This is a genomic window from Oceanicola sp. D3, from assembly GCF_006351965.1.
Lineage (GTDB): Bacteria > Pseudomonadota > Alphaproteobacteria > Rhodobacterales > Rhodobacteraceae > Vannielia.
The window spans coordinates 3,263,634-3,287,410 of the sequence record NZ_CP040932.1 but is presented as its reverse complement, the minus strand read 5'-3'; the positions used below and the strand labels follow the sequence as shown (position 1 = coordinate 3,287,410).

Here is a 23,777-nt window from a genome sequence, read left to right as displayed (position 1 = left end):
TCTCAGAGCACCACCACGTCGGGGTCAAGCACGTTGCCACCGCCGACGGGGCGAAGGCGTGGGGTTTTGTCCCACGGGTCCAGATAGATATGCTCGGTGCGGCCCTCGGCGTGGCGTACCAGAAGCACCATCGGCTCGGTGATCCGCAGCCCGGCGAGCCCGCCGTCGATTTCGCTCAGGGGTTTGCCATCGACGGCGAGCACCTCGTCGCCCCGGCTGAGGCCCGCAAGATAGGCAGGCGAGTTTTCAGAGATGTAGGTAACCTCCGCCCCCGCGAGCCGCACGCCAAGGCGGGAGAAGGTGAAGGCGGGGCGGGCCGCGGGCAGGGTGGCACGATCTATGCCTGCGGTTTCGAGGTGCTCGGCACGGTCGAGCGGCATGGTGGCCAGAACGGTCTCTCCAGCCCTCAGCAGGTGCACCGCGATCCCGTCGGAGCCAAGCACGGCTTCCACCGCGAAGGCCACATCGCCCGGCTGCGCAACGTCGCGCCCTGCGACCGAGATAATCACGTCACCGGCCCGGATGCCGGCCCGGTCTGCCGGGGAGGCCTCGGCCACGCTATCGACCAGAACCCCCTTGGCGGGCACGCCCAGTGCCTCGGCAAGTGCCGAGTCTATCGGGCGGACCTGAAGGCCGAGGGTGGGCATCTCTTTCAAGGTGCCTGCCACCAGTTGCGGCACGATGCGGTCGAGATCCGAGGCGGAGATGGCATAGGCCACGCCTACGTAATGTCGGGAGCCATCGGCGATTTGGCTGTTCATTCCAAGGAGTTGCCCTGCGCCGTTTACCAGCGGGCCGCCCGAGCTGCCGGGATTGACGGCCGCATCGTGCTGCACCAGCCGGATCGGCACCGCTGCCTCAACCTGGCGGGCCATGGCGGAGATGACGCCCCGTGTCAGGGTGAACTCGATGCCAAGCGGCGCCCCGAGCGCATAGACCTGCGTGCCTAGGCTGGCGGGCGCAGGCGCAGGCTCCAGCCCCGGCCCGAAGGCGCCGTCGACCGCGAGAATGGCCACATCGCGCACCGCGTCGCGGGCCAGCACCTTCACCTTTCGCCGCTCGCCCGTGGCGCTGACCAGATAGACCTCGCGGGCGCGGCCAACGACATGGGCGTTTGTCACCGCCCATGTGCCATCGCGCCACAGAAAGGCCGAACCAAGGAAGCGTTCGTGCCCGTCGGCGGAGCGGACGATGAGCGTGGCATCCATCGCGCGGTCAAGCTCTCCGGCCCGGACGGAAACGGGCAGGGCGACCATGAAGATGAGGAAGAAAGGGAGAAAGAGGGAGCGCATTTGGGTGGTCCTTCAGGCATGTGTCGTTTGATCCATGGCTAGCAGCGGCCCTGCGCCAAGCCACGTGACAAGTCTGGTCATGAAAGGGAAATTCAGCTCGGCGCAGTTGATCGGGGGGCACGGGCGGGGCAGTCTGAGGCTCGAAAACAACGCTCTTGCTGGAGACCCGATAGATGTTGCGTGCAAGCCTTCTGGCCCTGTCCTTGGCGCTTTCTGCCGCCCCCGTGCTGGCGGATGGCGAGCTGCCGCCACTGCGCGCGATGGAGATCTCGCGCGCGCTCTTCGAGGCGGGCCGGGCGGGGCGTGATCCGTTGATGATGGCCGCCGCGGCCCAGCTGCGAAAAGCGGTGCCGCTGGAGGCCGTGGCACGGGCCGGGAGCGCGGGCAAAGCCGTGACCGGTGCCAGCCCGATGGGCTGGGAAGAGATGCTGGATGCCGCGGAAATGGCCGCAGGTGAGGATGAGGCGATGCGCGCGGTGATCGCGGATATTCGTGCCACCGCCACCAAGGGTGTATCAACCGGGCCGGTCTATTCGATCTCGCGGCTGGAAGGGAACAAGACAGACACCTACCAGCCCTTCCCCTTCGATGGAGGCAAATATGCCGAGGTCTATGTGGAGGGCGGGCGCGAGGCGGATCTGAACCTTTATGTCTATGACGCCGCAGGGATGCTGGTGTGCGCCGATACCGACCCTTCGGAGGTGGCCTATTGCGGCTGGCGCCCGGCAGAGAGCGGGGAATTTACCGTGCTTGTCGAGAACAAGGGCGCTGCCACCGACCAATATTCGCTGATGACGAACTGAGGATTTACCGATGAAACTCAAGGCTTTGTTTCTTGCCGGTGTTGCCACCCTGGCCGCTCTCCCGGCGCTTGCACGGGAAAACCACGCGCTGCTGGTCGGGGCCTCTACCTACCCGGCGCTGGATGAGAAATTTTGGCTCAAGGGCCCGGCGAACGACGTTGATCTGGTGCAGACCTATCTGCTGACCAATGAGTCGATCCCGTTTGACGCCGAGGATGTGATGGTGCTGGCGGATGGGATCGAGGGCAAGCAGGCGCCGACGCTGCAGGCGATCCGCGATGCCTTCAAGGAGCTGGCCGAGAAGGTGCAGCCGGGTGATTTTGTCTATCTCCACTTTTCCGGCCACGGCTCGCAGGCGCCGGCCAAAGACCCGGATAGTGAGCTGGACGGGTTGGATGAGCTGTTTCTGCCGGTGGACATCGGGCCGTGGAATGACTCGGTGGGCGAGGTTGAGAACGCGCTGGTCGATGACGAGATTGGCGAGCTGATCGCGATGCTCCGGGCCAAGGGCGTGGACGTTTGGGCGGTGTTTGACAGCTGCCACTCGGGCACGGTGACACGGGCCGCGCCAACGGGTGCGGACGAGGAGAAGATGCGCAAGCTGGAGCCCGGGGCGCTGGGCGTGCCGCAGGCGGCGATGACGGATGCCGAGGGCGCCTCGCGGGGGCTGGAGAGCCCGCGTGACCGGGCAGATGCGCCGGTTGCCGAGAGCGAGGAGCGTGCGGAGGGGGAGGGCAGCTTTGTGGCCTTCTTCGCGGCGCAAACCAATGAAACCACACCGGAAAAACTGATGCCGCGCTCTACCAAGGATCGGCTTCAGGGGGTGTTTACCTACACGCTCTTCGAGACATTGGCCGAACGTCCGGGGATCACCTATCGCCAGCTTGGGCAGGAGGTGCTGCGCAAGTATTCGGTGAAGAACCTCGCTCGCTCGACGCCGCTGTTTGAGGGCGATCTGGACGGGGTTGTGTTTGGCTCCGGCGAGACGGCGGATGTGCGGCAATGGCCGGTGGAGAAGGGTGAGACGAAGCTGCGGCTGAAGGCCGGGAGCCTGCATGGGCTGGCCAAGGGCGAGCGGCTGGCGGTGATGGCTTCACCGGCGGATTCTACTGATGACGCAATAGGTTATGTGACAGTTGAGACCGCGAGCACCTTTGGGGCGACTGCGGTTTTGGAAGAGGGCAAGACGCTGGAGGATGTGCCGCGGGGAGCCTTCCTGCGCAAGATCGACGCGGGTGTGGACCTGACGCTGCGGGTGGCCCTGCCGGAGGGCGAGGGTGCGGCGCAGGAGGCGATGCGCGCTGCGGCGCGAGCCATTGCAGAAAAACAACTTCTTGGTGGCCGCTTTACCTTTGTTGCGCCCGGGGAAGAGGCGGACATTCGGCTGGCGGTGATCCCCGAGAGCCCGCGCCCCGATGCGATCTGGATCCTTGATGGCTCCGGCGCGGTGCCGGTGGCGGATCGCTCCGCGCAAACCGAGGGGCAACCGCCGGTGCTGAACTTCTCAACCGTGCCCAGCGTATCCACCGGCGACAAGGACGGCGAGGCGCTGGCCGAGGTTATGGCCGAACAGTTTGCCCATATTGGCAAGGCGCTCAACGTGCTGCGCATTGGCGCGGCCAGTGTGGGCAACGGGCTGAACGTGCCGGTGGAGCTGCACCGCGCCCGGTTTGACGCCGATGCGGGCGTCATCATTGAAGAGAGCCGCGCCCCGATGGAAAGCGGCAACGTGCCCCGGATGATCCCCGGTGACACGGTGGGCGTGCGGGTGGAAAACACCACCGATCAGCCTTTGGACATAAATGTTCTCTATGTCGGGGCCGACTATTCGATTACATTCATGGGCAAGGGACGGATGCAGCCCGGCGGGATCTACAATGAAGACCTGTCGTTAATATCCGATGAATCTTTCGGCCGTGACCGTCTCGTGGTGATCCTGTCGCCTGCGGGAGAGCAGAGCGACGTGGAGGATTTGAGTTTTCTTCAGCAGAACCCGCTGGTGCGCACAAGGGCTGTGAGCGCCGGGCCCGAGGGCTTCAAGGGGCTGCTCGACGAGGCCGGTTTTGGCCAGAAAACAAGGGCTGCGCTCCCACTCGGCGGCAAGAAGAAGGGCCCCGAGCCAGTGATCCTGCAGTTCGAGATTGATACCGTGCCGGGTGAAGGTTGAGTGGTGGCAATCCGAGCCCTGAAGGCTGCGGTATCAAGCGGAGGGGTTGGGCCTGTTTGGCGGCTCGGCCCCTTCGTCTGTCAGCCATTTTGTGAGGCTGTGCTCGGGATCAAGAAGAAAGTCTATCACGTTGAAATGATGGAGATCGGGCAGCTCGGTGACCTCTGCGCCGGGCCATTGCAATGCGTGGGCCTGGGCGATGAACGAGGGCCGTTCGGCGGCGCCGACCACGGTGTGGACTGGGGTTAACGGGGCGGGCTGAAAGGCGGGGCTTTCGGATTTTGCCTCGGTTTCAGTGAGTTGCAGCGTGTCGTTCAGCGGAACCTCCCGCAGGGGGCGCAGGTCTGTCAGCGGGGAGATCGGCAGGCAGCGGGTGATGCGAGCGCGGGCTGCGCCGAGGTTGAGCGCCGGGTCGAGCATGCGCAGGGCCAGATGGCCGCCTGCAGAATGGCCGGTGATGGCAATATTTCCCTTTGTTTTCAGGGCAATGGCATTGACGGCCTTTGCCATTGAAACGGTGATTTGGGCCACGCTCACCTCGGGGCAGAGAGGATAGGAGGGCATCGCCACGGCCCAGCCTCGGGCGGTGGCTCCGGCGGCGAGGTGAGACCAGTCGCTGCGGGTGAAGGCACGCCAGAAGCCGCCGTGAATGAAGATCACGGTGCCCTTGGGCTGCGCCGTGGCTGGGAAGAAAAGATCATACTTCTCAGAGGGATGCGCCCCGTATGGCTCATTCAGGCGGGCGCGGCCGAGGGCGGTTTCGACAGAGCGGTAATCACGCGCAGCTTCGGCCCAACGGTCGGGATAGCTGGCCCCCTCCGGGATAAAAGGGGCGTTGTCGAAGGCTGTGGGGTCGGTCATGCGGAAATGCCTGTATGGCGGGGTGCGGAGGGTGTTAACCCGCAGAGGTTAACGGGCCACAAGTGATGCACAACCCATGCACATCCCATACCTATGCGTTTTTGCAAGACGGCGAGAAGTTAACGGGCCGCACGCTGCGGATTTGGGGCGCACGGCATGTTTGAGGTGCTGGTGTGGGGGGAGATCCTCGGGTCGGGGCCCGAGGATGACGTTGGGGCGGGGCCCGAGGATGACTTTTGCGGGGGAGGTGTCAGACGCCGTAGGGGATCCAAACGGTTTTGATCTCGGTGGCGGCTGCCAGCATTTCGCGCCCCTCGGTGGCCGGGTCTGTCCAGTCGGGGAAGAGCGAGAGGGTGCGTTTGAGGTTGCCCGCGCTGGCCTTTTCGATCCCGGCGGTGAGGCTTGGGGAGGAGAAGTTCCAGACGCTGTCGACTTCCATGTGCTCGGCGAGGGTTTTGGCGAGGTCGGCGTGTGGGCCGGTAACGATGTTGACCACACCGCCGGGCACATCGGAGGTGTCGAGCAGTTGGTAGAAATCGGTGGCGATGAGCGGGAAGGGCTCAGACGGGCAGGCGATGATGCGGTTGCCCATCGCGATGGCGGGGCCGATGGCGGAGACGAGACCGAGGAGGGGCTGGGCGGGAGAGCAGAGCGCGCCGATCACGCCGCAGGGCTCGTTGAGGGCGAGCGCGGTGCCGCGCAGGGGGACGGGCTTGGCGGCGCCGTCCAGCTTGTCGGCCCAGGCGGCGTAGGCGAAGAGGCGGGAGATTGCGGCCTCGACCTCGGAGGTGCCGGGTTTGCCGGTGAGGGCCTTGATCCGGTTGGCGAATTCCGCGCTGCGGGCGGAGAGGTTCTCGGCCAGGTAGAAGAGGATTTGGGCGCGCAGGTGGGCGGAGGATTTGGCCCAGCCGGTGGCTTTGGCGGCGGCTTCGACGGCGTTGCGGATGTCTTTGCGGGAGCCTGTGCCGACATGGCCGAGCAGATCGCCCTTGGGGCCGTGGATGGCGGTGGAATAGCCGGAGTCTGGCCGGGCCTGCTTGCCGCCGATGTACATTTTCGCTGTGCGGTCGAGCGGGTCGGCGGGGGCGCCGTTGCCGGTGGAGGCGGTGGGCGTGGTGGCTTTTTTCGGGGCTTTGGCGGGTTTGGAGTAGGCCAGCAGGCCCTCCCATCCGCCCTCGCGACCGAAGCCGGATTCGCGGACCCCGCCGAAGCCTGCGGCGGCGTCGAACATGTTGGTGCCGTTGATCCAGACCACGCCTGCCGCCAGTTGGGGGGCGACGTGGAGGGCGAGGTTTATGTTTTCGGACCAGAGGGTTGCGGCGAGGCCGTAGCGGGTGTTGTTGGCGAGTTGGATCGCCTCGTCGGGGGTGCGGAAGGTGCAGGAGACGAGGACGGGGCCGAAGATCTCTTCCTGCATCAGCGTCGCCGAGGGGGCGAGGCCGGTGATGAGGGTGGGCGGGTAGAAGCAGCCTTCCGGGAGGTCGGTGCTCGCCACGTAGGTTTCGCCCTCGGTGTTGGCGGCGACCATCTCGGTGATGGTTTTCAGCTGGGTCGGGTCGACGACCGCGCCCACGTCGATGCACTTGTCGAGCGGGTCTCCGATGCGCAGGCCGTCCATCCGGGCCTTGAGCTTGGCGTGGAAGGCGTCGGCGATGCCCTCCTGCACCAGAAGGCGCGAGCCAGCGCAGCAGACCTGGCCCTGGTTGAACCAGATCGCATCGACAAGGCCTTCGACGGCGGAGTCGATGTCGGCGTCTTCGAAGACGATGTAGGGGCTCTTGCCGCCCAGCTCGAGGGTGAGGGGGATGCCCTGGCCTGCAGTGGCCTCGCGGATGCGGCGGCCGACGGCGGTGGAGCCGGTGAAGGCGAGTTTGTCGACGGGCGCGGCCACGAGGGCCTCGCCGGTGGCGCCGTCGCCAGTGACCACGTTGAGCACGCCTGGCGGCAGGCCCGCCTCTTGCGTGATTTCGGCGAAGAGGAGGGCGGTGAGGGAGGTGTATTCGGCGGGTTTCAGCACCACGGTGTTGCCCATCGCTAACGCGGGCGCGACCTTCCAGGCGAGCATCAGGAGCGGGAAGTTCCACGGGATGATCTGGCCAGCGACGCCGAGGGGGGCGCGGTCTGGCAGCTCGGTCGGGGCCAGTTGGGCCATGCCGGCGTGGTAGTAGAAGTGACGCTGGGCGAGCGGCACGTCGATGTCGCGGGACTCGCGGATGGGTTTGCCGTTGTCGAGCGTTTCGAGCACGGCGAAGAGGCGGGAGTGCTTTTGCAGCAGGCGGGCGAGGGCGTAGAGATACTTGGCGCGCTCATGGCCGGTGAGGGCGGCCCATTTGGGCTGGGCCTTGCGGGCGGCTTTGACGGCCTTCTCAACGTCCTTGGCGGTGCCTTGGGTAATCGTTGCCAGCTTGTCGCCGGTGGCGGGGTTCTTCGTTGGGAAGCCTTTGGCGGGCTTGGTGAAGGCCCCGTCGATGAAGTGGCCGAACTTGCGGTTGTGCTTTTCCAGCCATGCAGAGGCCTCCGAGGCGGACTCGGGGGCGGGGCCGTAGGCGAGGGTTTCGAAGATTTCGGGGACGTTCATATCGTGAGTCTTTCCGTTGCGGCGCCGCGCGGGCGTGTCAGGGGGTTCCCTTTGGGCGTTGGGTGCATCCTCGGAGCTGTCGGCAGAGATCCTCGTTGGTCTCCGTCGGGACGCTCATTCCGGCTGCCTCGCGCAGTGTGGAGGACGTGTGGGTGGCCGATTGCAGGACACCCCGGAGCAGGGCAAAGCGGAGGAAGGTCGGGTGGATATCATAAGCTGCCAGATTACCCGTTTCGGCCAGTTTGGTTGCGTGGAAAGTCAGGAACATGTCGAGCGAAATGGCGAGGTCTCGCAACTCGTTTTCAAGCCTCCAATGCAAGGGCCATTCCCGTTCGGCCCATTTGGTCATGTGGTCAAACTCCCGCGCCACGATGGCCTGATCGTGGGTCAGAGGCGATGGTGCAGGGGCGTCGTCCATTACGGGTTCGGGTCCACAGCGTTTGTCCGGGGAGGATGGGGGAGGCTCATCCCATCGCGTGCCGGTAGGACGCCGAGTAGGCGCCGGTGAGGTGGTGTTCGAGTTGGCGCTCGATGTCGCCCAGCAGGGAGGAGGCGCCGAAGCGGAAGAGGTCGGGCTGGACCCAGCGGGGGCCGAGTTCGTCCTTGAGCAGCGCCAGATAGAGCAGCGCGTCTTTCGCCTTGGAGATGCCGCCTGCGGGCTTGTAGCCGACGCGGTGGCCGGTGGCTTCGAAATAGTCGCGGATGGCGCGGATCATCACGAGGCTGACGGGCAGGGTGGCGTTGATGTTTTCTTTACCCGTTGAGGTTTTGATGAAGTCGGCCCCGGCCATCATGCAGACCAGCGAGGCGCGGGCGACGTTTTGCAGCGTGCCCAGCTCGCCGGTGGCGAGGATTGCCTTGACGTGGGCCGGGCCGCAGGCGGCGCGGAAGGCGCGCATCTCGTCGTAGAGCGCCTGCCAGTTGCCGGTGAGCACGTGGCGGCGGGAGATGACGATGTCGATCTCTTCGGCCCCGGCCTTCACGCTCTCCTCGATCTCGGCGAGGCGGAGATGGAAGGGGGAGAGCCCGGCGGGGAAGCCGGTGGAGACGGCGGCGACGGGGATGTTGCTGCCGCGCAGGGCCTCGACGGCGGTTGGGACCATGTCGTGATAAACGCAGACGGCGCCTGTTGTGATGCCCACCTTTCCATGCCCTACCGCTTCGCTACTTGAGGGTGCCATGCCGAGCGCCTTGAGCAGGTCGGCGCGCACCGGCTGGCGGGCCTTGGCGCAGAGGCGGCGGACGCGGCCCACGGTGTCATCCCCGGCCAGGGTGGTGAGGTCGATCAGGGTGATCGCCTTGCAGAGCCATGCGGCTTGAAACGCCTTTTTGACCGAGCGGCGGCCCGGAAGCGTAACCGCGCGGCGCTCGATGGCGGAGGTGTTGGCCTGCGCCCGCATGACCCAGTCCATATCCAGCTCCAGCCCCGGATTGCGGGCGAGGGTGAGCTGGGGCAGGTGGGCCGTGTCGGCTTTGGCTTCGGTCTTGGTGGTCACGGGCGGGGCCTCCTCGGCGCAAAGCGTGGCATGGGGCGGGGGTGTTGGCAACGGGGTGAATTTTACCAGACGGTCAAATCGGCCACAAGGTTGGGCTTTGGGCGCGCTGCGGCGGGTGGCGGGCAGCGCTCGATGGGAGGCAGCGCATCGGGCAGGCCGCAAATCTCCGACGCTGGCAAAACTTCCTTAACACAGTTCTGCGACACCTTCGGCCAAAGTGAGTATGGAGACGCGAAATGGGCTTTGCAGGATTCGGTCGCAGCCGGGAGGTTGAGCGCGACCCGATGGTACTTCTTGGCGAGGCGGTTCAAGCCACCTATGCGGTGATCTGGTTTTCTCCTGACGGCACGATCCTTGATGCGAACGAAAATTTTTGCGCCGCCGTCGGGTATGGCCACGGCGAGATTGTGGGGCAGCATCACCGCATGTTCGTGCAGCGCGGCTATGCGGCGAGCGAGGATTACAAGGCTTTCTGGCAGCGCCTCGCCCGGGGCGAGAGCTTTACTGCCGTCTTCCCGCGCATTGCCAAGGGTGACCGAAATATCTGGATCGAGGCGGCCTATGTGCCGGTGCGCAATGCGGCGGGCGAGGTTGAAAAGGTTGTGAAATTTGCCACCGATGTTTCGGAGCGGGAATTTGCGGCCATCGACTCGCAACGCAAGCTGGTGGCCTTGGACAAGAGCCAGGCGGTGATCGAGTTTGAGCCTGATGGCACGATCGCCTCGGCCAACCAGAACTTCCTTGATGCGGTGGGCTATGAGCTGGACGAGATCGTTGGCCAGCATCACCGGATGTTTCTGCGCGAAGACATGCGCGAAACGGCGGAATACCAGACGTTCTGGGATGATCTGGCAAAGGGCGAGGCCAAGGTTGGCAAGTTTCGCCGCTTTGCGAAGGGCGGGCGCGAGATGTGGCTTGAGGCCACCTACAACCCGATCATCGACAATCGAGGGCAGGTGGTGAAGGTGGTGAAGGTTGCCGCCGACATCACCGAAACGCGGCTGAGGGCGATAGATTCGCAGGGCCAACTTGCCGCGCTGGGCCGAAGCCAGGCGGTGATCGAGTTTAAACCCGATGGCACGGTGGTGGAGGCGAACGACAACTTCCTGAAGACGCTGGGATACACCGCCGAAGAGATCGTGGGACAGCACCACAGCATGTTCGTGGACCCCGAAGAGGTGGAAACCGCGGCTTATGAGGCCTTTTGGCAGGATCTCGCATCGGGCACCTTCAAGGCGGCGCAGTTCAAGCGGATTGCCAAGGGCGGGCGCGAGGTGTGGATTCAGGCGAGCTACAACCCGATCTTCGACTCCGACGACAAGGTTGCGAAGGTGGTGAAGTTCGCCACCGATATCACCGCCCAGAAAGTGGCGATCAGCGCCTTCCAGAATGCGGTTTCTCGGTTGGCGAGCCATGATCTGGGGATCAGCATCAATGTTGACGTGCCCGAGGAGTTTGGCCGCCTGAAGGAAGAGTTCAACCTGTCGCTGGCGGCGCTGTCGGATGTGATTTCGGGGATCTCCGGGCGGGCCGATGCGATTTTGACCGAAACCGGGCAAATCTCGGCTGCTGCGCGCGACCTCAGCATGCGCACCGAAAAGCAGGCCGCCGCGCTGGAAGAGACAGCGGCGGCGCTTGACGAAATGACCTCGTCGGTGCGCGGCGCGGCGGGCAATGCCGATGACGCCGCGCAAACCGCGCGCTCGGCCGAGGAAAGCACGGCGAGCGGGCTTGAGATGTCACGCAAGGCTGTTGAAGCGATGAAGGAAATCGCCGCCAGTTCGGAGCAGGTTTCAAACATCACCAGCGTGATTGACGAGATTGCCTTTCAGACCAACCTGCTGGCGCTGAACGCGGGCGTCGAGGCGGCGCGGGCGGGCGAAAGCGGGCGCGGCTTTGCGGTGGTGGCCTCGGAAGTGCGGCAATTGGCGCTGCGCTCCTCGGACAGCTCGCGCGAGATTGCCGAACTGGTGGCCTCCACCTTCGAACGGATTCAGGCCGGCGTGAAGCTGGTGGACGACAGCGGCACCGCGCTGGAGCAGATCGCGGGCTACGTGCAGGACATTCGCGCCAAGGTGGCCAGCCTTGCGACCTCGGCCAAGGAGCAGTCGGTGGGGCTCGACGAGATCAACTCGGCGGTGAACGAGCTGGATCAGGGCACGCAGCAGAACGCGGCGATGTTCGAAGAAACCAGCGCGGCCACACAGGCGCTGGAGCGCGAAGCCGAGACGCTTTCGGGCAGCACGAGACAATTTCGGTTCGGGCAGGGCGGGCCTGTTCCGGAAGAGACTCGCCTGCACGCCGCCGAGGCCTGACAGCGAGGGCTCGCAGCGCGGCGCCGAGGGTGACACCATAGCGCGGGCACCGGGCGCGGCAGGCCGATGCTCCCACGGGAGTGGGTTCCGGGGGCTTTGTGCCCAGGCGTGGCAACCCGGTCTGCCGGTGGTCAGGGGCGACCGGGTGCCTGCCATCTGCGGGGCGGTTCGTCAGACTCTTGGGCCGAAGTCGGCTACGGTGATGAAGCCGTCGCCGTCACGGTCGCGCTGGGCAAACCAATCGGCAGAAATCCCCTCGAACTCCGCGCGGGTGACCACGCCGTCGCGGTTTGCATCGGCAACGGTGCGGTCCATCGAGCGGACGTATTCGCCCAGCACGCCCCCGCCGCCTTGGCCGTTGCCGTAACCATTGCCCATCGCTTGGCCTTGGCCCTGGCCCATGCCTTTGCCCTGGCCCACACCCTTGCCCTTGCCGCGACCCGGCCCCTGCGCGGGTCCATTCCCTCCGCCGTGGGCCTCCGCATTTGCCTCCATGTCGGCGGCACGGGTTTCGTCGAAGGCGTCATATTCCGTCGGGCTCAGGGCGTCGTCTTCATCCTGATCGAACATGGTGAAGATGTCGGCGCGCTTCTCGGCGGCTTCCGCGAGCGACACCTTGCCATCGCCGTCGGCGTCCCAGTTTTCCACGAAATGGAGACCGGGGGTGACCGGCTGGGCGAAGGTTGGCGCGGCGAGGGAGAGGAGCAGGGCGAGGGCGGTGAAAGTTTTGGGGGCGGACATGATGGTCTCCGTTGGTGTGATACATATGAATGTATGCATATAACGGGCGAGACGAGAAACTCCGTCGCGGAAATCTCGGCGCATGTACTGACGCATGAACTGGCGCGGGCCGGATGACAGAAGCGCCAGACAAACAAGGGGAATGCGCCGCAAGGCGCTCCATTGGATCGTGCAGGTTTGGGAAAAAGGAACGGCCCCGCCGGGTTGGGCGGGGCCGTGTTTGGTTGTGCGCCAATCGCGCCGGGCTTACTGCGGAATCTCGCCTTCCAGCCCTTCGACGTAGAAGTTCATCCCCGCCAGCGTGCCGTCATCGGCGGTCTCGCCCTCGGCCAGCCAGTCGGAGCCATCCTGCTTTTTGATCGGGCCGGTGAAGGCGTGATACTCGCCCGAGGCGATCGAAGCCTGAAGCGCCTCGGCCTCGGCTTTCACATCGGCGGGCACCTTGTCGGTGATCTCGCCGATGCCGACCATGCCCGGGCCAATGCCGTCCCATGTGTTGGTCGACTCCCATGTGCCGTCCATCACTGCCTTGGTGCGGGCGATGTAATAGGGGGCCCAATTGTCGATGATCGACGAGACGCGCGGGCCGTCCTTGTACTCGGCCATGTCGGAGGCCTGACCGAAGCCGATGACGTTGCCCGCCTCGGCAGCCGCCGCGAGAGGTGCGGTGGAGTCGGTGTGCTGGAGGATCACGTCGGCGCCCTGCTCGATCAGCACCTTTGCGGCGTCGGCCTCTTTCGCCGGGTTGAACCACTCATAGACCCAGACGATCTTGAACTGCACATCCGGGTTGACCTTCTTGGCGTGGATGAAGGCGGAGTTGATGCCGCGCACCACCTCGGGGATCGGCACCGAGCCGATGTAGCCAATCACATTGCTCTCGGTCATCCGGCCCGCGATGGTGCCCTGCACGGCGCGACCCTCGTAAAAGCGGGCGGAATAGACCGAGACGTTGGGCGCGGTCTTGTAGCCGGTGGCGTGCTCGAACTTCACATCCGGAAACTTGGCGGCCACGTTGATCGTGGGGTCCATGTAGCCGAAGGAGGTGGTGAAGATCAGGTCGGCGCCGTCGAGCGCCATCTGGGTGATGACGCGCTCAGCGTCGGGGCCTTCGGGCACGTTTTCGACATAGACGGTTTCAACCGCATCGCCGAACTCGGCCTCGACAGCCTTGCGGCCCTGATCGTGCTCATAGGTCCAGCCGCCATCGCCGACGGGGCCGACGTAAACAAAGCCGACCTTGGTTTTCTCGGCGTGGCTTTCGCCCAGCGCAGGGCCGGCGGCGAGCGCCAGCGCGGCGACGGCGCCTTTGAGGAGGGTTCTTTTCTTCATGTGGATTGCTCCCTGTTGAGTGGTTCGAAGAAGCCCCGGGTTTTCTACCCGGTGGCGTGGAAGGTCCGGCCCAGCGAGGCGGGCGCGCCGAGCGCCCCGCGGCTGCGGCCGGAAGACATGACCACCAGCACGATGATGGTGATGATGTAGGGGGACATGGACAAGTACTCGACCGGCACCTTGAGGCCCGCGGCCTGAAGGTTGAGTTGTAGCACGGTGATGCCGCCGAAGAGATAGGCCCCGATCAGCACGCGCCACGGCCGCCAGGAGGCGAAGACGACGAGGGCGAGGGCGATCCAGCCTGCGCCCGAGGTCATCCCTTCTGTCCATTGCGGCACGCGGACGAGCGACAGGTAGGCCCCGCCGAGGCCCGCGCAGGCCCCGCCGAAGGCGATGGCGGCGCAGCGGATGGCGATGACCTTGTAGCCGAGCGCATGGGCGGCCTCGTGGTTTTCGCCCACCGCGCGGAGGGTCAGCCCGGCGCGGGTGTATTTGAGGAAGGCCCATGTGGCGGCGACGATGGCGATGGCGACATAGACCATGAGGTCGTGGTTGAAGAGTACGGGGCCGAGCACGGGGATGTCGGAGAGCAGCGGGATGTCGAGCTTGGGGGTGGAGGGCGGCTTGAGGCCGACGTAACCCTGACCCATCAGTGAGGAAAGCCCGAGGCCGAAGAGGGTGAGCGCGAGGCCTGAGGCGACCTGATTGGCCAGCGCGAATTGGGTGAGCACGGCGAAGAGCATGGAGAGCAGCGCGCCCGCCACGGCGGCCCCAAGGAAGCCGAGTGCGGGGGAGCCGCTTTCGACCGCCGCCGCGAAGCCCGCGATGGCGCCGGTGATCATCATGCCTTCGACGCCGAGGTTCAGCACGCCGGCCTTTTCCACCACCAGTTCACCGATGCCCGCGAGAAGGATGGGGGTGGCGGCGACCATGAGGGAGGCGAGGAGGAGGAGCCAGTTGATCGAGGAAAGGTCCATCAGGTGAGCCCGTGGAGGATGAGGTGGATGGAGCCTGCGGTGAGGGCCGCCGCGCCGAGCATCTGCCCCGCGTGGCGCAGGCTGGGCCGGTGGACCCGGGCGGCGAGGCGGCGCAGGCGGGGCGAGAGCCGGGCGGCGAAGAAAGCGGCTGCGAGGGCGAGGGCCGCGATGGCGGCAGGGGCGGCGACGAACAGCGCCAGCGCGGCGCCGGAGCTTTCACCGGTGAGCAGGCCGTGGAGCATCATCAGCATCATCGCGCCCATGGCGGCCCCCATCAGCAGGGGCAGGGTGGTGTGGCGGGTCATGCGGCGGCTCCCTGTTTCAGGCGAATGCGGTAGTTCGTCAGCAGGTCCACTGCGAGGAGGAAGAACAGCAGCATGCCCTGAAAGAGCTGGATGGCGGCGGCGGGGAGTTGCAGTTGCGATTGGGCGATTTCACCGCCGATGTAGGTGAGCGCCATGAGCAGCCCGGCCAGCAGGATGCCGATGGGGTGGAGGCGCCCAAGGAAGGCGACGATGATGGCGGTGAAGCCGTAGCCGACGTTGAAATCGGTGGTGACCTGGCCGGCGGGGCCGGAGACTTCGAAGAGGCCTGCCAGCCCTGCCAGCGCGCCGGAGGTGCCGAGGCAGAAGAGCACGAGGCGGGTGGGGTTAACCCCCGAAAAGCGGGCGGCGCGGGGGGCTTGGCCCGCGAGGCGGATGTTGAAGCCGAGCATGTGGCGAGTCAGCAGGATATAGGCGAAGATCACCGCGATGAGAGCGAAGACGACGCCCCAGTGCATCCCGGCGTTCTGGCTGATCCAGGAGGTGGCGGAGGGGTATTGCGCGAGGTTGCGCGAGCCCGGGAAGCCGAAGCCCTCGGGGTTTTTCATCAGCCCCACGGCCATGCCGCGCAGCAGGTTTTCGGCCACGTAGACGAGCATGAGCGACACGAGGATTTCATTGGTGCCGAAACGGGTTTTCAGCAGGGCCGGGATCATCGCCCAGGCCCAGCCGCCGAGCGCCCCGGCGAGGACCATGAGCGGGAAGATAAAGAAGCTTTCCGTGGGGTAGAAGGCGAGGCCCACGCCCGCGCCGCAGAGCGCCCCGATGATGTATTGCCCCTCGGCCCCGATGTTCCAGATGCCCGCCCGGAAGCCAAGCGAGAGGCCGATGGCGATGAGCACCAGCGGCGCGGCTTTCACCATGAGTTGCGGGCGGTAGAAGAAGGCGTGTTGGCCGAAGAGCGGATCGTAGAAGATGGTGCGGATGGCAACGAAAGGGTCTTTGCCGAGCGCAGCAAAGAGCAGCCCGCCGAAGAGCATGGTGAGCAGCACCGCGAGCAGCGGGGTGGAATAGCTCCAGGCCTTGGAGGGGTTGGGGCGCTTTTCGAGGCGGATCACCGGATGGCTCCCGTGGAATGAGTATTTGCAGCAAGAAAATGAGAGCGGGCGGGAACAATTTGAATCGAATTGCGCATTTTCTTGCCGGAAATACTCCCGCCGGAGGCATGGAATCTTTTGGGAGCGACGGTCATGCCGGGGCCTCCGCGTGGTGTTCGTGGGCCACTTCCATGTCATGCGCACCGCCCATCATCAGGCCGATCCGCTCCATCGTCAGCCCTTCCACCGGCACCGGCGCGGTGAGGCGGCCGCCGTTGAGGGCGGCGAAGCTGGTGGAAATTTCCATCAGCTCGTCGAGATCCTGAGAGATGACGACGATGGCCGTGCCACCTGCCGCGAGGTCGAGCAGGGCTTGCCGGATTTGCGCTGCCGCAGAGGCATCGACGCCCCATGTGGGCTGGTTGACCACCAGCACCTCGGGGGCTTGCTCGATCTCGCGCCCCATGACGAACTTTTGCAGGTTGCCACCCGAGAGCGAGCGGGCGGCGACGTGGGCGCCGGGGGTGCGGACATCGAAGGCTTCTATGACCTTCTCGGCATAGCTCTGCGTGGCCTTCCAGTTGATGAAGTCTTTCTTTGTCAGGCCCTTGCGGATGCGGGCCGAGAGCAGGGCGTTTTCGGTCAGCGACATTTCGGGGGCGGCGGCATGGCCCAGCCGCTCTTCGGGGGCTGAGAGGAGGCCCAGTTTGCGGCGAGCCGGTGGGGCGAGTTTGCCGATCGGGTTGCCGTGAAGCTGCACGGCGTCCGGTGCGGCCAGTGCCTCGCCGGAGAGTGCGGCCAGAAGCTCGTCCTGCCCGTTGCCCGCGACGCCGCCGATGCCCAGCACCTCGCCTTTGCGGACCATGAGGGAGACATTCTTGAGAGAGGTGCCGAAGGGGTTGGCGGATTTGACGCTGAGGCTTGTCACCTCCAGCGCGATCTCGCCGGAGGGGGTGAGCTCGCGCTCGGGGCGGTGAAGGGCGCTGCCCACCATCATTTCGGCCAGTTCGGAGGCGGAGTTTTCGCGCGGGACGGCGTGGCCCACAACCTTGCCGAGCCGGAGGATTGTGGCGCGGTCGCAAAGGGCGCGGATCTCTTCGAGCTTGTGGCTGATATATAGGATCGAGGTGCCCTCGGTGCGCAGCTTCTCCAGCGTGGCGAAGAGGATTTCGACCTCCTGCGGGGTGAGCACCGAGGTGGGCTCGTCCATGATCAGCAGGCGGGGATCTTGCAGCAGGCAGCGGATGATCTCGACCCGCTGGCGCTCGCCTGCCGAAAGGTCGCCTACGGTGCGGTGCGGGTCCAGCGGCAGGCCGTATTCGTTGGAAACCTCGGTGATGCGGGCGGCAAGTTGGGCCGGTTTGGGCGGATTTTCCATGCCGAGCGCCACGTTCTCGGCCACCGAAAGCGCATCGAAGAGCGAGAAGTGCTGGAAGACCATGGCGACCCCGGCGGAGCGGGCGGCGCGGGGTTCGGGCGGCGCGAAGGGCTCGCCGCGAAAGGTCATGTGGCCTTCGTCGGGTTTGACCAGCCCGTAGATCATTTTGACCAGCGTGGACTTGCCCGCGCCATTCTCGCCCAGCAGTGCGTGAATTTCGCCTTCGTCGATTGCAAAGGACACGTCGTCGTTGGCCACGACACCGGGATAGGCCTTGCGCAGCCCATGGGTGGCAAAGAGCTCTGTCATCCCGTCATGTCCCCCTTCGTGGCAGTTGCCTGCTTTTCGAGCATGGAGAGTAGCTGCGCGGCGGTGGAAATCGCAATGGCCTGCGGGTGTTTGCCGAAGGCAGGGTCACCGATTGGGCAGCGGATGCGCAAAATTTGGGCAGCTGGGTGGCCTGCGGCGGCGAGGCGTGAGCGGAAGCGGGCCCATTTGGTGGCCGAGCCGATGAGGCCGATGGAGGCGGCAGGCCGGCGCAGGAGCGTGTCGCAGAGGGCGAAGTCGAGCGTGTGGGAGTAGGTGAGGATGATGTGGTGAGCCGTCGCGGGGGCGGTGGCGGCGAGGTGCGGCAGGTCGCCGACGGAAGGGGAGATCACCGGGGTCTCGGGGAAGCGCTCGGCGCTGGTGTCGGCCCAGGTGAGGGCGAGGTGATCGAGCGGGGCGAGGGTGGCGGCAAGGGCACGGCCGACGTGGCCCGCGCCCCAGATCCAGACGGTGGTGCGCGGGGCGGTGAGGGGCTCAAGCAGCCAGCCGTTTTCATGGGTGATATCGGGGGCGCGCGAGCCATTGCGGGCGGCCGAGAGGGCGCGGGTGATGGCGAGGGGCGGCTCGGATGGGGCGGTTTCGGCGATGGGGCGGGCGTAGGTCGGGGCGCCTGGCGGCGCTGCGGCGAAGCTCTCGATGGCGAGGGTTACCGTGCCGCCGCAGCATTGGTTCATCGCCGGGCCAAGCGGCAGCGTGACGGTGACGGGCTCTGCCCCGAGGCGCGCGCGCGCCATGGCGCAGGCCTCCCATTCCAGCGTGCCGCCGCCGATGGTGCCCTGCTGGCCGCCCGGCCAGACCAGCATTGAAGTGCCGGGGCCGCGCGGGGTGGAGCCTTGGGCGCTGACGACGACCACGCGGGCCACCTCGCCATGGGCGGCAATGGCGGCGGCGAGGCTGTCGCGGTCAAAGCTCATCCGCTCTCTCCCGCCCGGGCGCGCCCGATGGCCTCGAGCACGTGCTCGGCGGTGGCCGGGGCCTCCAGCGCCGGGTAGTACGGGCCGCAGGCGGCGCAGGCGTCCGACAGGGCCATGAGGGCGGAGATGCCCAGCATGAAGGGCGGCTCGCCGACGGCCTTGGAGCGGTAGATGGTGGGCTCGTGGTTGGCATTGGGCCAGAGCGCGACGTTGAACACCGGGGGCCGGTCGGAGCAGGCGGGGATCTTGTAGGTGGAGGGGGCGTGGGTGGTGAGGCGGCCCGTGTCGTCCCAGACCAGCTCTTCGGTGGTGAGCCAGCCAGCGCCCTGGATGAAGCCGCCTTCGACCTGGCCGATGTCGAGCGCGGGGTTCAGCGAGGTGCCGGCGTCATGCAGAATGTCGACGCGGAGCATGCGGTTTTCGCCGGTGAGCGTGTCGACCACCACCTCGGTGAGCGCCGCGCCATAGGCGAAGTAGAAGAACGGGCGGCCCTCGCCTTTGATACGGTCCCAACTGATCGAGGGGGTCTTGTAAAAGCCGGTGGCCGAGAGCGAGACGCGGCCCACATAGGCCTCGGCAATCGCCTTTTCCCAAGGGATCACATCGGCGCCCACATGCACGGCGTCACCCTCGAAACGCACCTCTGCCGGGTCGGCCTGATGCACCTCGGCGAGGAAGGCGGCGATGCGGGCCTTGATCTCGTCGCAGGCGGCGGCCACGGCCATGCCGTTGAGGTCGCTCCCGGAACTGGCGGCGGTGGCGGAGGTGTTGGGCACCTTGCCGGTGTCGGTGGCGGTGATCTTGACCCGCTCCAGCGGCACCCCGAAGCGCGAGGCCGCCACTTGGGCGACCTTCTGGAACAGCCCTTGCCCCATCTCGGTGCCGCCGTGGTTCATGTGGATCGAGCCATCCTGATAGACATGCACCAGTGCCCCGGCCTGATTGAGGTGGGTGAGGGTGAAGGAGATGCCGAACTTCACCGGGGTAAGTGCCAGCCCGCGCTTCAGCACCGGGTTTTCGGCGTTCCACTGTGCCACCGCCGCCCGCCGCCCGGCGTAATCGGCCTTCTCGCACAGCGCCGCCACCAGCTCATGCGCGACCGAATCCACCACCGGCTGCCCGTAGGGTGTGGTCTGCGCCCCAACAGGCACCACCGTCACCGCGTCCGGCTCTCCGGTCGCCACGGCGCCGCGCGAGGTCAGATCCTCCTCAACGCCTGCCGTGGAAGGCGCAACCTGTTCATTTTCTTGCTCTAAATACCTCCCGCCGGAGGCATAAAAGTTCTTCTGGCGCAGCAAAAGCGGATCGCAGCCCATCTCGGCGGCGAGGTGGTCCATCACCCGCTCGATCCCGAGCATCCCCTGCGGGCCGCCAAACCCGCGATAGGCGGTGGCGCTTTGGGTGTGGGTCTTCAGGCGGTGCGAGGTGATGCGCACGGCGGGGATGAAATAGGCGTTGTCGGCATGGAGCATCGCGCGGTCTGCGACCGGCAGGGAGAGGTCTTGCGCCCAGCCGCAGCGACAGAGCTGGTCGAATTCCACCGCCACCAGTTTGCCGGAGGCATCTACACCGGCGCGGTAGTCGATGCGGAAGTCGTGGCGCTTGCCGGTGATCATCATGTCGTCGTCACGGTCGTAGCGCATTTTGGCTGGGCGCCCGGTGAGGCGGGCGGCCACGGCGCAGGCGCAGGCGAGCGCGTTGCCCTGGCTTTCCTTGCCGCCGAAGCCGCCGCCCATGCGGCGGATCTCGACGCGCACCGCGTTCATCGGCGTGCCAAGGGCTTCGGCCACCTTGTGCTGAATCTCGGTGGGGTGCTGGGTGGAGCTGTGCACCACCATGTCGCCGCCCTCTTGCGGCAGCGCGAGGGCGGCCTGGCCTTCGAGGTAGAAGTGCTCTTGCCCGCCAAGCTCAATGGAGCCTTCGACGGTGGTGGTGGCCTGCGCCCAGCCTGCGGCGAGGTCACCGCGGGTGTATTCACGTGGGCCATCTTCGAAGCGGGAGTTGGCGGCCATGGCGTCGTCGATGGTGAGCAGGGCGGGCTTTTCTGCGTAGGTGACGGCGGCGAGCCGGGCGGCCTTGCGGGCGGCGAGGTGGCTGGTGGCGACGACGAGAAAGATCGGCTGGCCGATGTAGTAAACCTCGCCCTCGGCGAGCAGGGGCTCGTCATGGGCGGAGGGGGAGACATCATTGGCGGCGGGCAGGTCTTCTGCTGTCAGCACGGCCACCACGCCGGGGGCGGCGCGCACGGCGGCAAGGTCGAGCGCGGTGATGCTGGCGCGGGCCTTGGCAGAGGTGCCGAAGGCGAGGTGGAGGGTGTTGGCGGGCACCGGGATGTCATCAACGTAGCGGGCTTGGCCGGTGACGTGGAGCGGGGCGGCATCATGCGGGAGGGGTTTGGCCACGCTCATGGCTGCACCTCCAGCACGGAGGTGGCGGTGCCTGTGCTTTCCAGCCAGTAGCGGTGGAGCATGTTTTGCGCGGTTTTCATCCGGTAGTCGGCGGAGGCGCGCATGTCGGAGAGGGGGGTGTAGTCGGCGGTCATCGCCGTCTGTGCTTGCGTGATCGTTGCTTCCCCCCAAGCGCTGCCGATCAGTGCGGCTTCGGTGGCGGCGGCGCGTTTGGGCGTGGCCGCCATGCCGCCGAAGGCGATGCGGGCCTGCGTGACGGTGCCATCGGTGACCGTGATGGCAAAGCATCCGCAGACGGCGGAGATATCCTGGTCGAAGCGTTTGGAGAGCTTGTAGCAGCGCAGCGTATCAGGCTGGCGGGGGAGGCTGACGGCTTCGACGAATTCGCCGGGCGCGCGGTCTTGCTTGCCGTAGTCGACGAAGAACTCCTCCAGCGGGAGGCTGCGGCGGGTGTCGCCGTGGCGCAGGTGGAGGGTGGCGTTCAGCGCGATCAGGGCCGGGGGGCTGTCGCCGATGGGAGAGCCGTTGGCGATGTTGCCGCCGATCGTGGCGGCGGTGCGGACCTGCTCGGAGCCGTAGCGGCGGAAGAGTTCAGCGAGCGAAGGGTGATGCGGCGCGATGGCCCTGCGCAGGGTGGCGATGGGGGTTGTTGCGCCGATGCGGATTTCGTCTTCGGTGACGGTGACATAGTCGAGATCGGAGACACGGTGGAGGAAGGCGACCTCTTCGAGATCGGCCAGCTTTTTCGTGACCCAGAGGCCAACGTCGGTGGCACCTGCGATGAGCGTGGCCTGCGGGTGGGCGGCATACCATGCAGCCAGAGCATCGGCGCTTTCGGGGATCGCCGGCTGCGGCGTTGGCGCGAGCGAAGAGCGGGCGGTGATGTGGGCGGGCACCGGCTCTTGTGCGGCGGCCTCGGCTGCGCGGGCGATGGGCGCATAGCCGGTGCAGCGGCAGAGGTTGCCCGCCAGCTTGTCGTTATGGTCGGTTGCGCCGTTTGCGTGTGCGGCGGCCATGGAGGTGATGAAGCCTGGCGTGCAGAAACCGCATTGCGAGCCGTGGTGGGTGATCATCGCCTGTTGGACCGGGTGGAGCGTGCCATCGGGCGCGGCCACGCCTTCGACGGTGCGGATCTCGCGGCCGTGGAGGTGGGGCAGGAGCATGATGCAGGCGTTCTGCGCCGCCCAAGTGCCGGAGGGCGCGCGCGCCATCACCGTGCAGGCGCCGCAATCGCCCTCGTTGCAGCCTTCCTTGGTGCCGGTCAGCCCGCGCTGCTCGCGCAGCCAGTCGAGCACAGTGTTTGTGGGGGCGACGTCGCGCAGCTCCACGGTCTCTCCGTTGAGAAGAAACGTGATGTCCATGCAAAAACCCGCCGCGTTACCGATGTTGTCCCCGGGTGTGCGCCTTCGATGCGGCGTAGAAGGCAGCCCCCGCCGGGGGAGTTTGGAGGGCTTGGGGGCGGGGAAGCAAGGGGAAATCTGCCTGTTTGTGCGGCAGGACGTGGGGAATGCCCGGAATTTGTGCGAATGGCGGGGTGACCTGCGTGGCTTGCGCCACGACACCCCACCCGCCATCCCGTGTTCAGAGCCCTTCGGCCAGGGCTGCGAGCTGGTCGGCGGCGGTGCCCCAGCCCTGCGCGAAGCCCATTTCCTCGTGCCGCGCGCGATCTTCGGGGGTGCGGTGACGCACGGTGGCCGTGTATTCGGTGCCGCCGTCGCGGGGCGTCAGGGTGATGTCGGCCAGCATGAAGGGGGTTTCGTTGGGGATGAAACCAGCCTTGAAGAAATCGGTGAAGACGAAGCGTTTTGCAGGTTCGGCCAGCAGGATTGCGCCTTCGTTGGCCATTTCCTCGCCGTCGGGGCCTTTGAAGAGGCTGTAGAAGCGCCCGCCCGGGTGCGGCTCAATCACCGCTTCGGCGCAGGACCACGGGGCGGGGACGAACCATGCGCAGAGCAGTTCGGGGGTGGTGAAGCATCGCCAGAGGGTGGCGGGGCTGGCGTTGATCTGGCGGGTGAGGGTGAGGTCGAGTTCGGGGTTCATGGGGTTTGCCTTTCGGCGAGGCGGGCGAGGTTGGCGAGTGCGGCCGTCCAGCCCTGGGTGTAGCCCTCGGCCATCTCGTCGCCGATGAGGCTGGCGAGCTGGGCGGTGACGGTGAGGTGGGAGCCTGCGCCCTCGGCGGTGATTTCGACGGTGCAGAGGCCGCTGGAGATGGGCGCGCCTTCGATGCGGATGGTTTCGGTGAAGATCAGCAGGGCGGGGGCCTCAAGGTGGTGGAAGTCGGTGGTGACCTCGAATTCCGGATTGTCGGCGGGGCCGCAGCGCGACAGTTCGCGCCCGCCGGGGCGGATATCGGCGTCGACGATATCGAGCCGGGTGTTCTCGGTGGGGGCGCCCCATTCGGCGCGGAACTCCGGCTGGGTCATCAGCGGAAAGAGGCGCGCGGGCGGGGCCTTGATGCTGCGGGTCAGGGTGAGCGTGTCGTGCTTGAGGGCGGTCATGCGTCGCCTCCTTTTTCGAGCCGTTCTGCGAGGGCGGAGAGGCGATCCAGCCGGCCTTCCCAGAGTTTTCGTTGAGTGGTGAGCCAGTTTTCGGCGGCGGCCAGCGGCTGCGCCTCGATGTGGACGGTGCGGACGCGGCCCTTTTTGACCGAGTGGGTAAGGCCTGCGTTCTCCAGCACTTTCAGGTGCTTGAGGAAGGTGGGCAGGGCCATGTCGTGGGGGGCGTGCAGCTCGGAGACGGCGGCGGGCCCTTGGGTGAGACGCTCGATCACGGCCCGGCGGGTTGGATCTGCGATTGCGCTGAAGAAGTTGTCGAGTTGGTTAGTCATG

The 23,777-nt window shown here is 66.2% G+C and carries 21 protein-coding genes; 3 read left to right on the top strand and 18 right to left on the bottom strand.

Annotated features, from left to right (window positions below; genetic code table 11):
- Positions 1–2 precede the first annotated feature (2 nt).
- The gene (locus FHY55_RS16395) at positions 3–1,292 is read right to left on the bottom strand and encodes a S1C family serine protease (RefSeq protein WP_140015207.1); all 1,290 of its coding nucleotides are present in this window, start codon (positions 1,290–1,292) and stop codon (positions 3–5) included.
- A gap of 173 nt (positions 1,293–1,465) precedes the next feature.
- On the opposite strand from FHY55_RS16395, the gene FHY55_RS16390 reads away from it, so the two are divergent.
- Both FHY55_RS16390 and FHY55_RS16385 read left to right on the top strand, forming a co-directional pair.
- Positions 1,466–2,095, top strand: a complete 630-nt coding sequence (locus FHY55_RS16390) for a hypothetical protein (protein WP_140015206.1) — start codon at positions 1,466–1,468, stop codon at positions 2,093–2,095.
- A 10-nt stretch (positions 2,096–2,105) separates the two neighbouring features.
- Positions 2,106–4,262 carry a caspase family protein gene (locus FHY55_RS16385; protein WP_140015205.1) on the top strand — a complete coding sequence of 719 codons (2,157 nt, stop codon included), beginning with the start codon at positions 2,106–2,108 and terminating at the stop codon, positions 4,260–4,262.
- Between the two features lie 33 nt (positions 4,263–4,295).
- Here FHY55_RS16385 and FHY55_RS16380 read toward each other — a convergent pair whose 3' ends face one another.
- The 4 genes from FHY55_RS16380 to deoC all read right to left on the bottom strand — a co-directional run bounded on the left by FHY55_RS16380 (position 4,296) and on the right by deoC (position 9,197).
- Positions 4,296–5,123, bottom strand: coding sequence for an alpha/beta hydrolase (locus tag FHY55_RS16380; protein WP_140015204.1), 828 nt, complete (start codon positions 5,121–5,123; stop codon positions 4,296–4,298).
- Between the two features lie 250 nt (positions 5,124–5,373).
- Positions 5,374–7,701 (bottom strand): aldehyde dehydrogenase family protein, encoded by a 2,328-nt coding sequence (locus FHY55_RS16375; RefSeq protein WP_140015203.1) that lies wholly within the window; start codon positions 7,699–7,701, stop codon positions 5,374–5,376.
- Between the two features lie 37 nt (positions 7,702–7,738).
- A complete protein-coding gene (locus FHY55_RS16370) occupies positions 7,739–8,119 on the bottom strand; it encodes a hypothetical protein (protein WP_140015202.1) in 381 nt (126 codons plus the stop codon).
- Between the two features lie 46 nt (positions 8,120–8,165).
- The gene (deoC, locus tag FHY55_RS16365; RefSeq protein ID WP_254695350.1) at positions 8,166–9,197 is read right to left on the bottom strand and encodes a deoxyribose-phosphate aldolase; all 1,032 of its coding nucleotides are present in this window, start codon (positions 9,195–9,197) and stop codon (positions 8,166–8,168) included.
- A 236-nt stretch (positions 9,198–9,433) separates the two neighbouring features.
- Here deoC and FHY55_RS16360 point away from each other — a divergent pair, with 236 nt between their 5' ends.
- Positions 9,434–11,512, top strand: coding sequence for a PAS domain S-box protein (locus FHY55_RS16360; RefSeq protein ID WP_140015201.1), 2,079 nt, complete (start codon positions 9,434–9,436; stop codon positions 11,510–11,512).
- A 171-nt stretch (positions 11,513–11,683) separates the two neighbouring features.
- Here the strand turns inward: FHY55_RS16360 and FHY55_RS16355 are convergent, their stop codons facing one another.
- The 13 genes from FHY55_RS16355 to FHY55_RS16300 form a co-directional block, all read right to left on the bottom strand.
- Entirely contained in the window at positions 11,684–12,253 is a 570-nt protein-coding gene (locus tag FHY55_RS16355) for an EF-hand domain-containing protein (protein ID WP_168223037.1), read from the bottom strand.
- A 246-nt stretch (positions 12,254–12,499) separates the two neighbouring features.
- Complete coding sequence (locus FHY55_RS16350; RefSeq protein ID WP_140015200.1) at positions 12,500–13,585, bottom strand: BMP family ABC transporter substrate-binding protein; 1,086 nt, start codon at positions 13,583–13,585, stop codon at positions 12,500–12,502.
- A 44-nt stretch (positions 13,586–13,629) separates the two neighbouring features.
- Positions 13,630–14,562, bottom strand: a complete 933-nt coding sequence (locus FHY55_RS16345; protein WP_140015199.1) for an ABC transporter permease — start codon at positions 14,560–14,562, stop codon at positions 13,630–13,632.
- Positions 14,562–14,867 (bottom strand): hypothetical protein, encoded by a 306-nt coding sequence (locus FHY55_RS16340; protein WP_140015198.1) that lies wholly within the window; start codon positions 14,865–14,867, stop codon positions 14,562–14,564. The genes FHY55_RS16345 and FHY55_RS16340 overlap by 1 nt, the downstream gene beginning before the upstream one ends.
- A complete protein-coding gene (locus FHY55_RS16335; protein ID WP_140015197.1) occupies positions 14,864–15,943 on the bottom strand; it encodes an ABC transporter permease in 1,080 nt (359 codons plus the stop codon). Before FHY55_RS16335 ends, FHY55_RS16340 begins: the two co-directional genes overlap by 4 nt.
- Positions 15,940–16,077: a hypothetical protein gene (locus FHY55_RS20580; protein ID WP_168223036.1), complete on the bottom strand. Its 138-nt coding sequence runs from the start codon at positions 16,075–16,077 to the stop codon at positions 15,940–15,942. Before FHY55_RS20580 ends, FHY55_RS16335 begins: the two co-directional genes overlap by 4 nt.
- Positions 16,074–17,609: an ABC transporter ATP-binding protein gene (locus tag FHY55_RS16330; protein WP_140015196.1), complete on the bottom strand. Its 1,536-nt coding sequence runs from the start codon at positions 17,607–17,609 to the stop codon at positions 16,074–16,076. Before FHY55_RS16330 ends, FHY55_RS20580 begins: the two co-directional genes overlap by 4 nt.
- Complete coding sequence (gene xdhC / locus FHY55_RS16325) at positions 17,606–18,541, bottom strand: xanthine dehydrogenase accessory protein XdhC (RefSeq protein WP_140015195.1); 936 nt, start codon at positions 18,539–18,541, stop codon at positions 17,606–17,608. Before xdhC ends, FHY55_RS16330 begins: the two co-directional genes overlap by 4 nt.
- Positions 18,538–20,949 (bottom strand): xanthine dehydrogenase molybdopterin binding subunit, encoded by a 2,412-nt coding sequence (gene xdhB / locus FHY55_RS16320; RefSeq protein ID WP_140015194.1) that lies wholly within the window; start codon positions 20,947–20,949, stop codon positions 18,538–18,540. Before xdhB ends, xdhC begins: the two co-directional genes overlap by 4 nt.
- Positions 20,946–22,310: a xanthine dehydrogenase small subunit gene (gene xdhA, locus FHY55_RS16315; RefSeq protein ID WP_140015193.1), complete on the bottom strand. Its 1,365-nt coding sequence runs from the start codon at positions 22,308–22,310 to the stop codon at positions 20,946–20,948. The genes xdhB and xdhA overlap by 4 nt, the downstream gene beginning before the upstream one ends.
- 220 nt (positions 22,311–22,530) lie before the next feature.
- Entirely contained in the window at positions 22,531–22,989 is a 459-nt protein-coding gene (locus tag FHY55_RS16310) for an SRPBCC family protein (protein ID WP_140015192.1), read from the bottom strand.
- Complete coding sequence (locus tag FHY55_RS16305) at positions 22,986–23,447, bottom strand: SRPBCC domain-containing protein (RefSeq protein WP_140015191.1); 462 nt, start codon at positions 23,445–23,447, stop codon at positions 22,986–22,988. The genes FHY55_RS16310 and FHY55_RS16305 overlap by 4 nt, the downstream gene beginning before the upstream one ends.
- The gene (locus FHY55_RS16300) at positions 23,444–23,776 is read right to left on the bottom strand and encodes a metalloregulator ArsR/SmtB family transcription factor (RefSeq protein ID WP_140015190.1); all 333 of its coding nucleotides are present in this window, start codon (positions 23,774–23,776) and stop codon (positions 23,444–23,446) included. The genes FHY55_RS16305 and FHY55_RS16300 overlap by 4 nt, the downstream gene beginning before the upstream one ends.
- Between the last annotated feature and the right edge of the window lies 1 nt (position 23,777).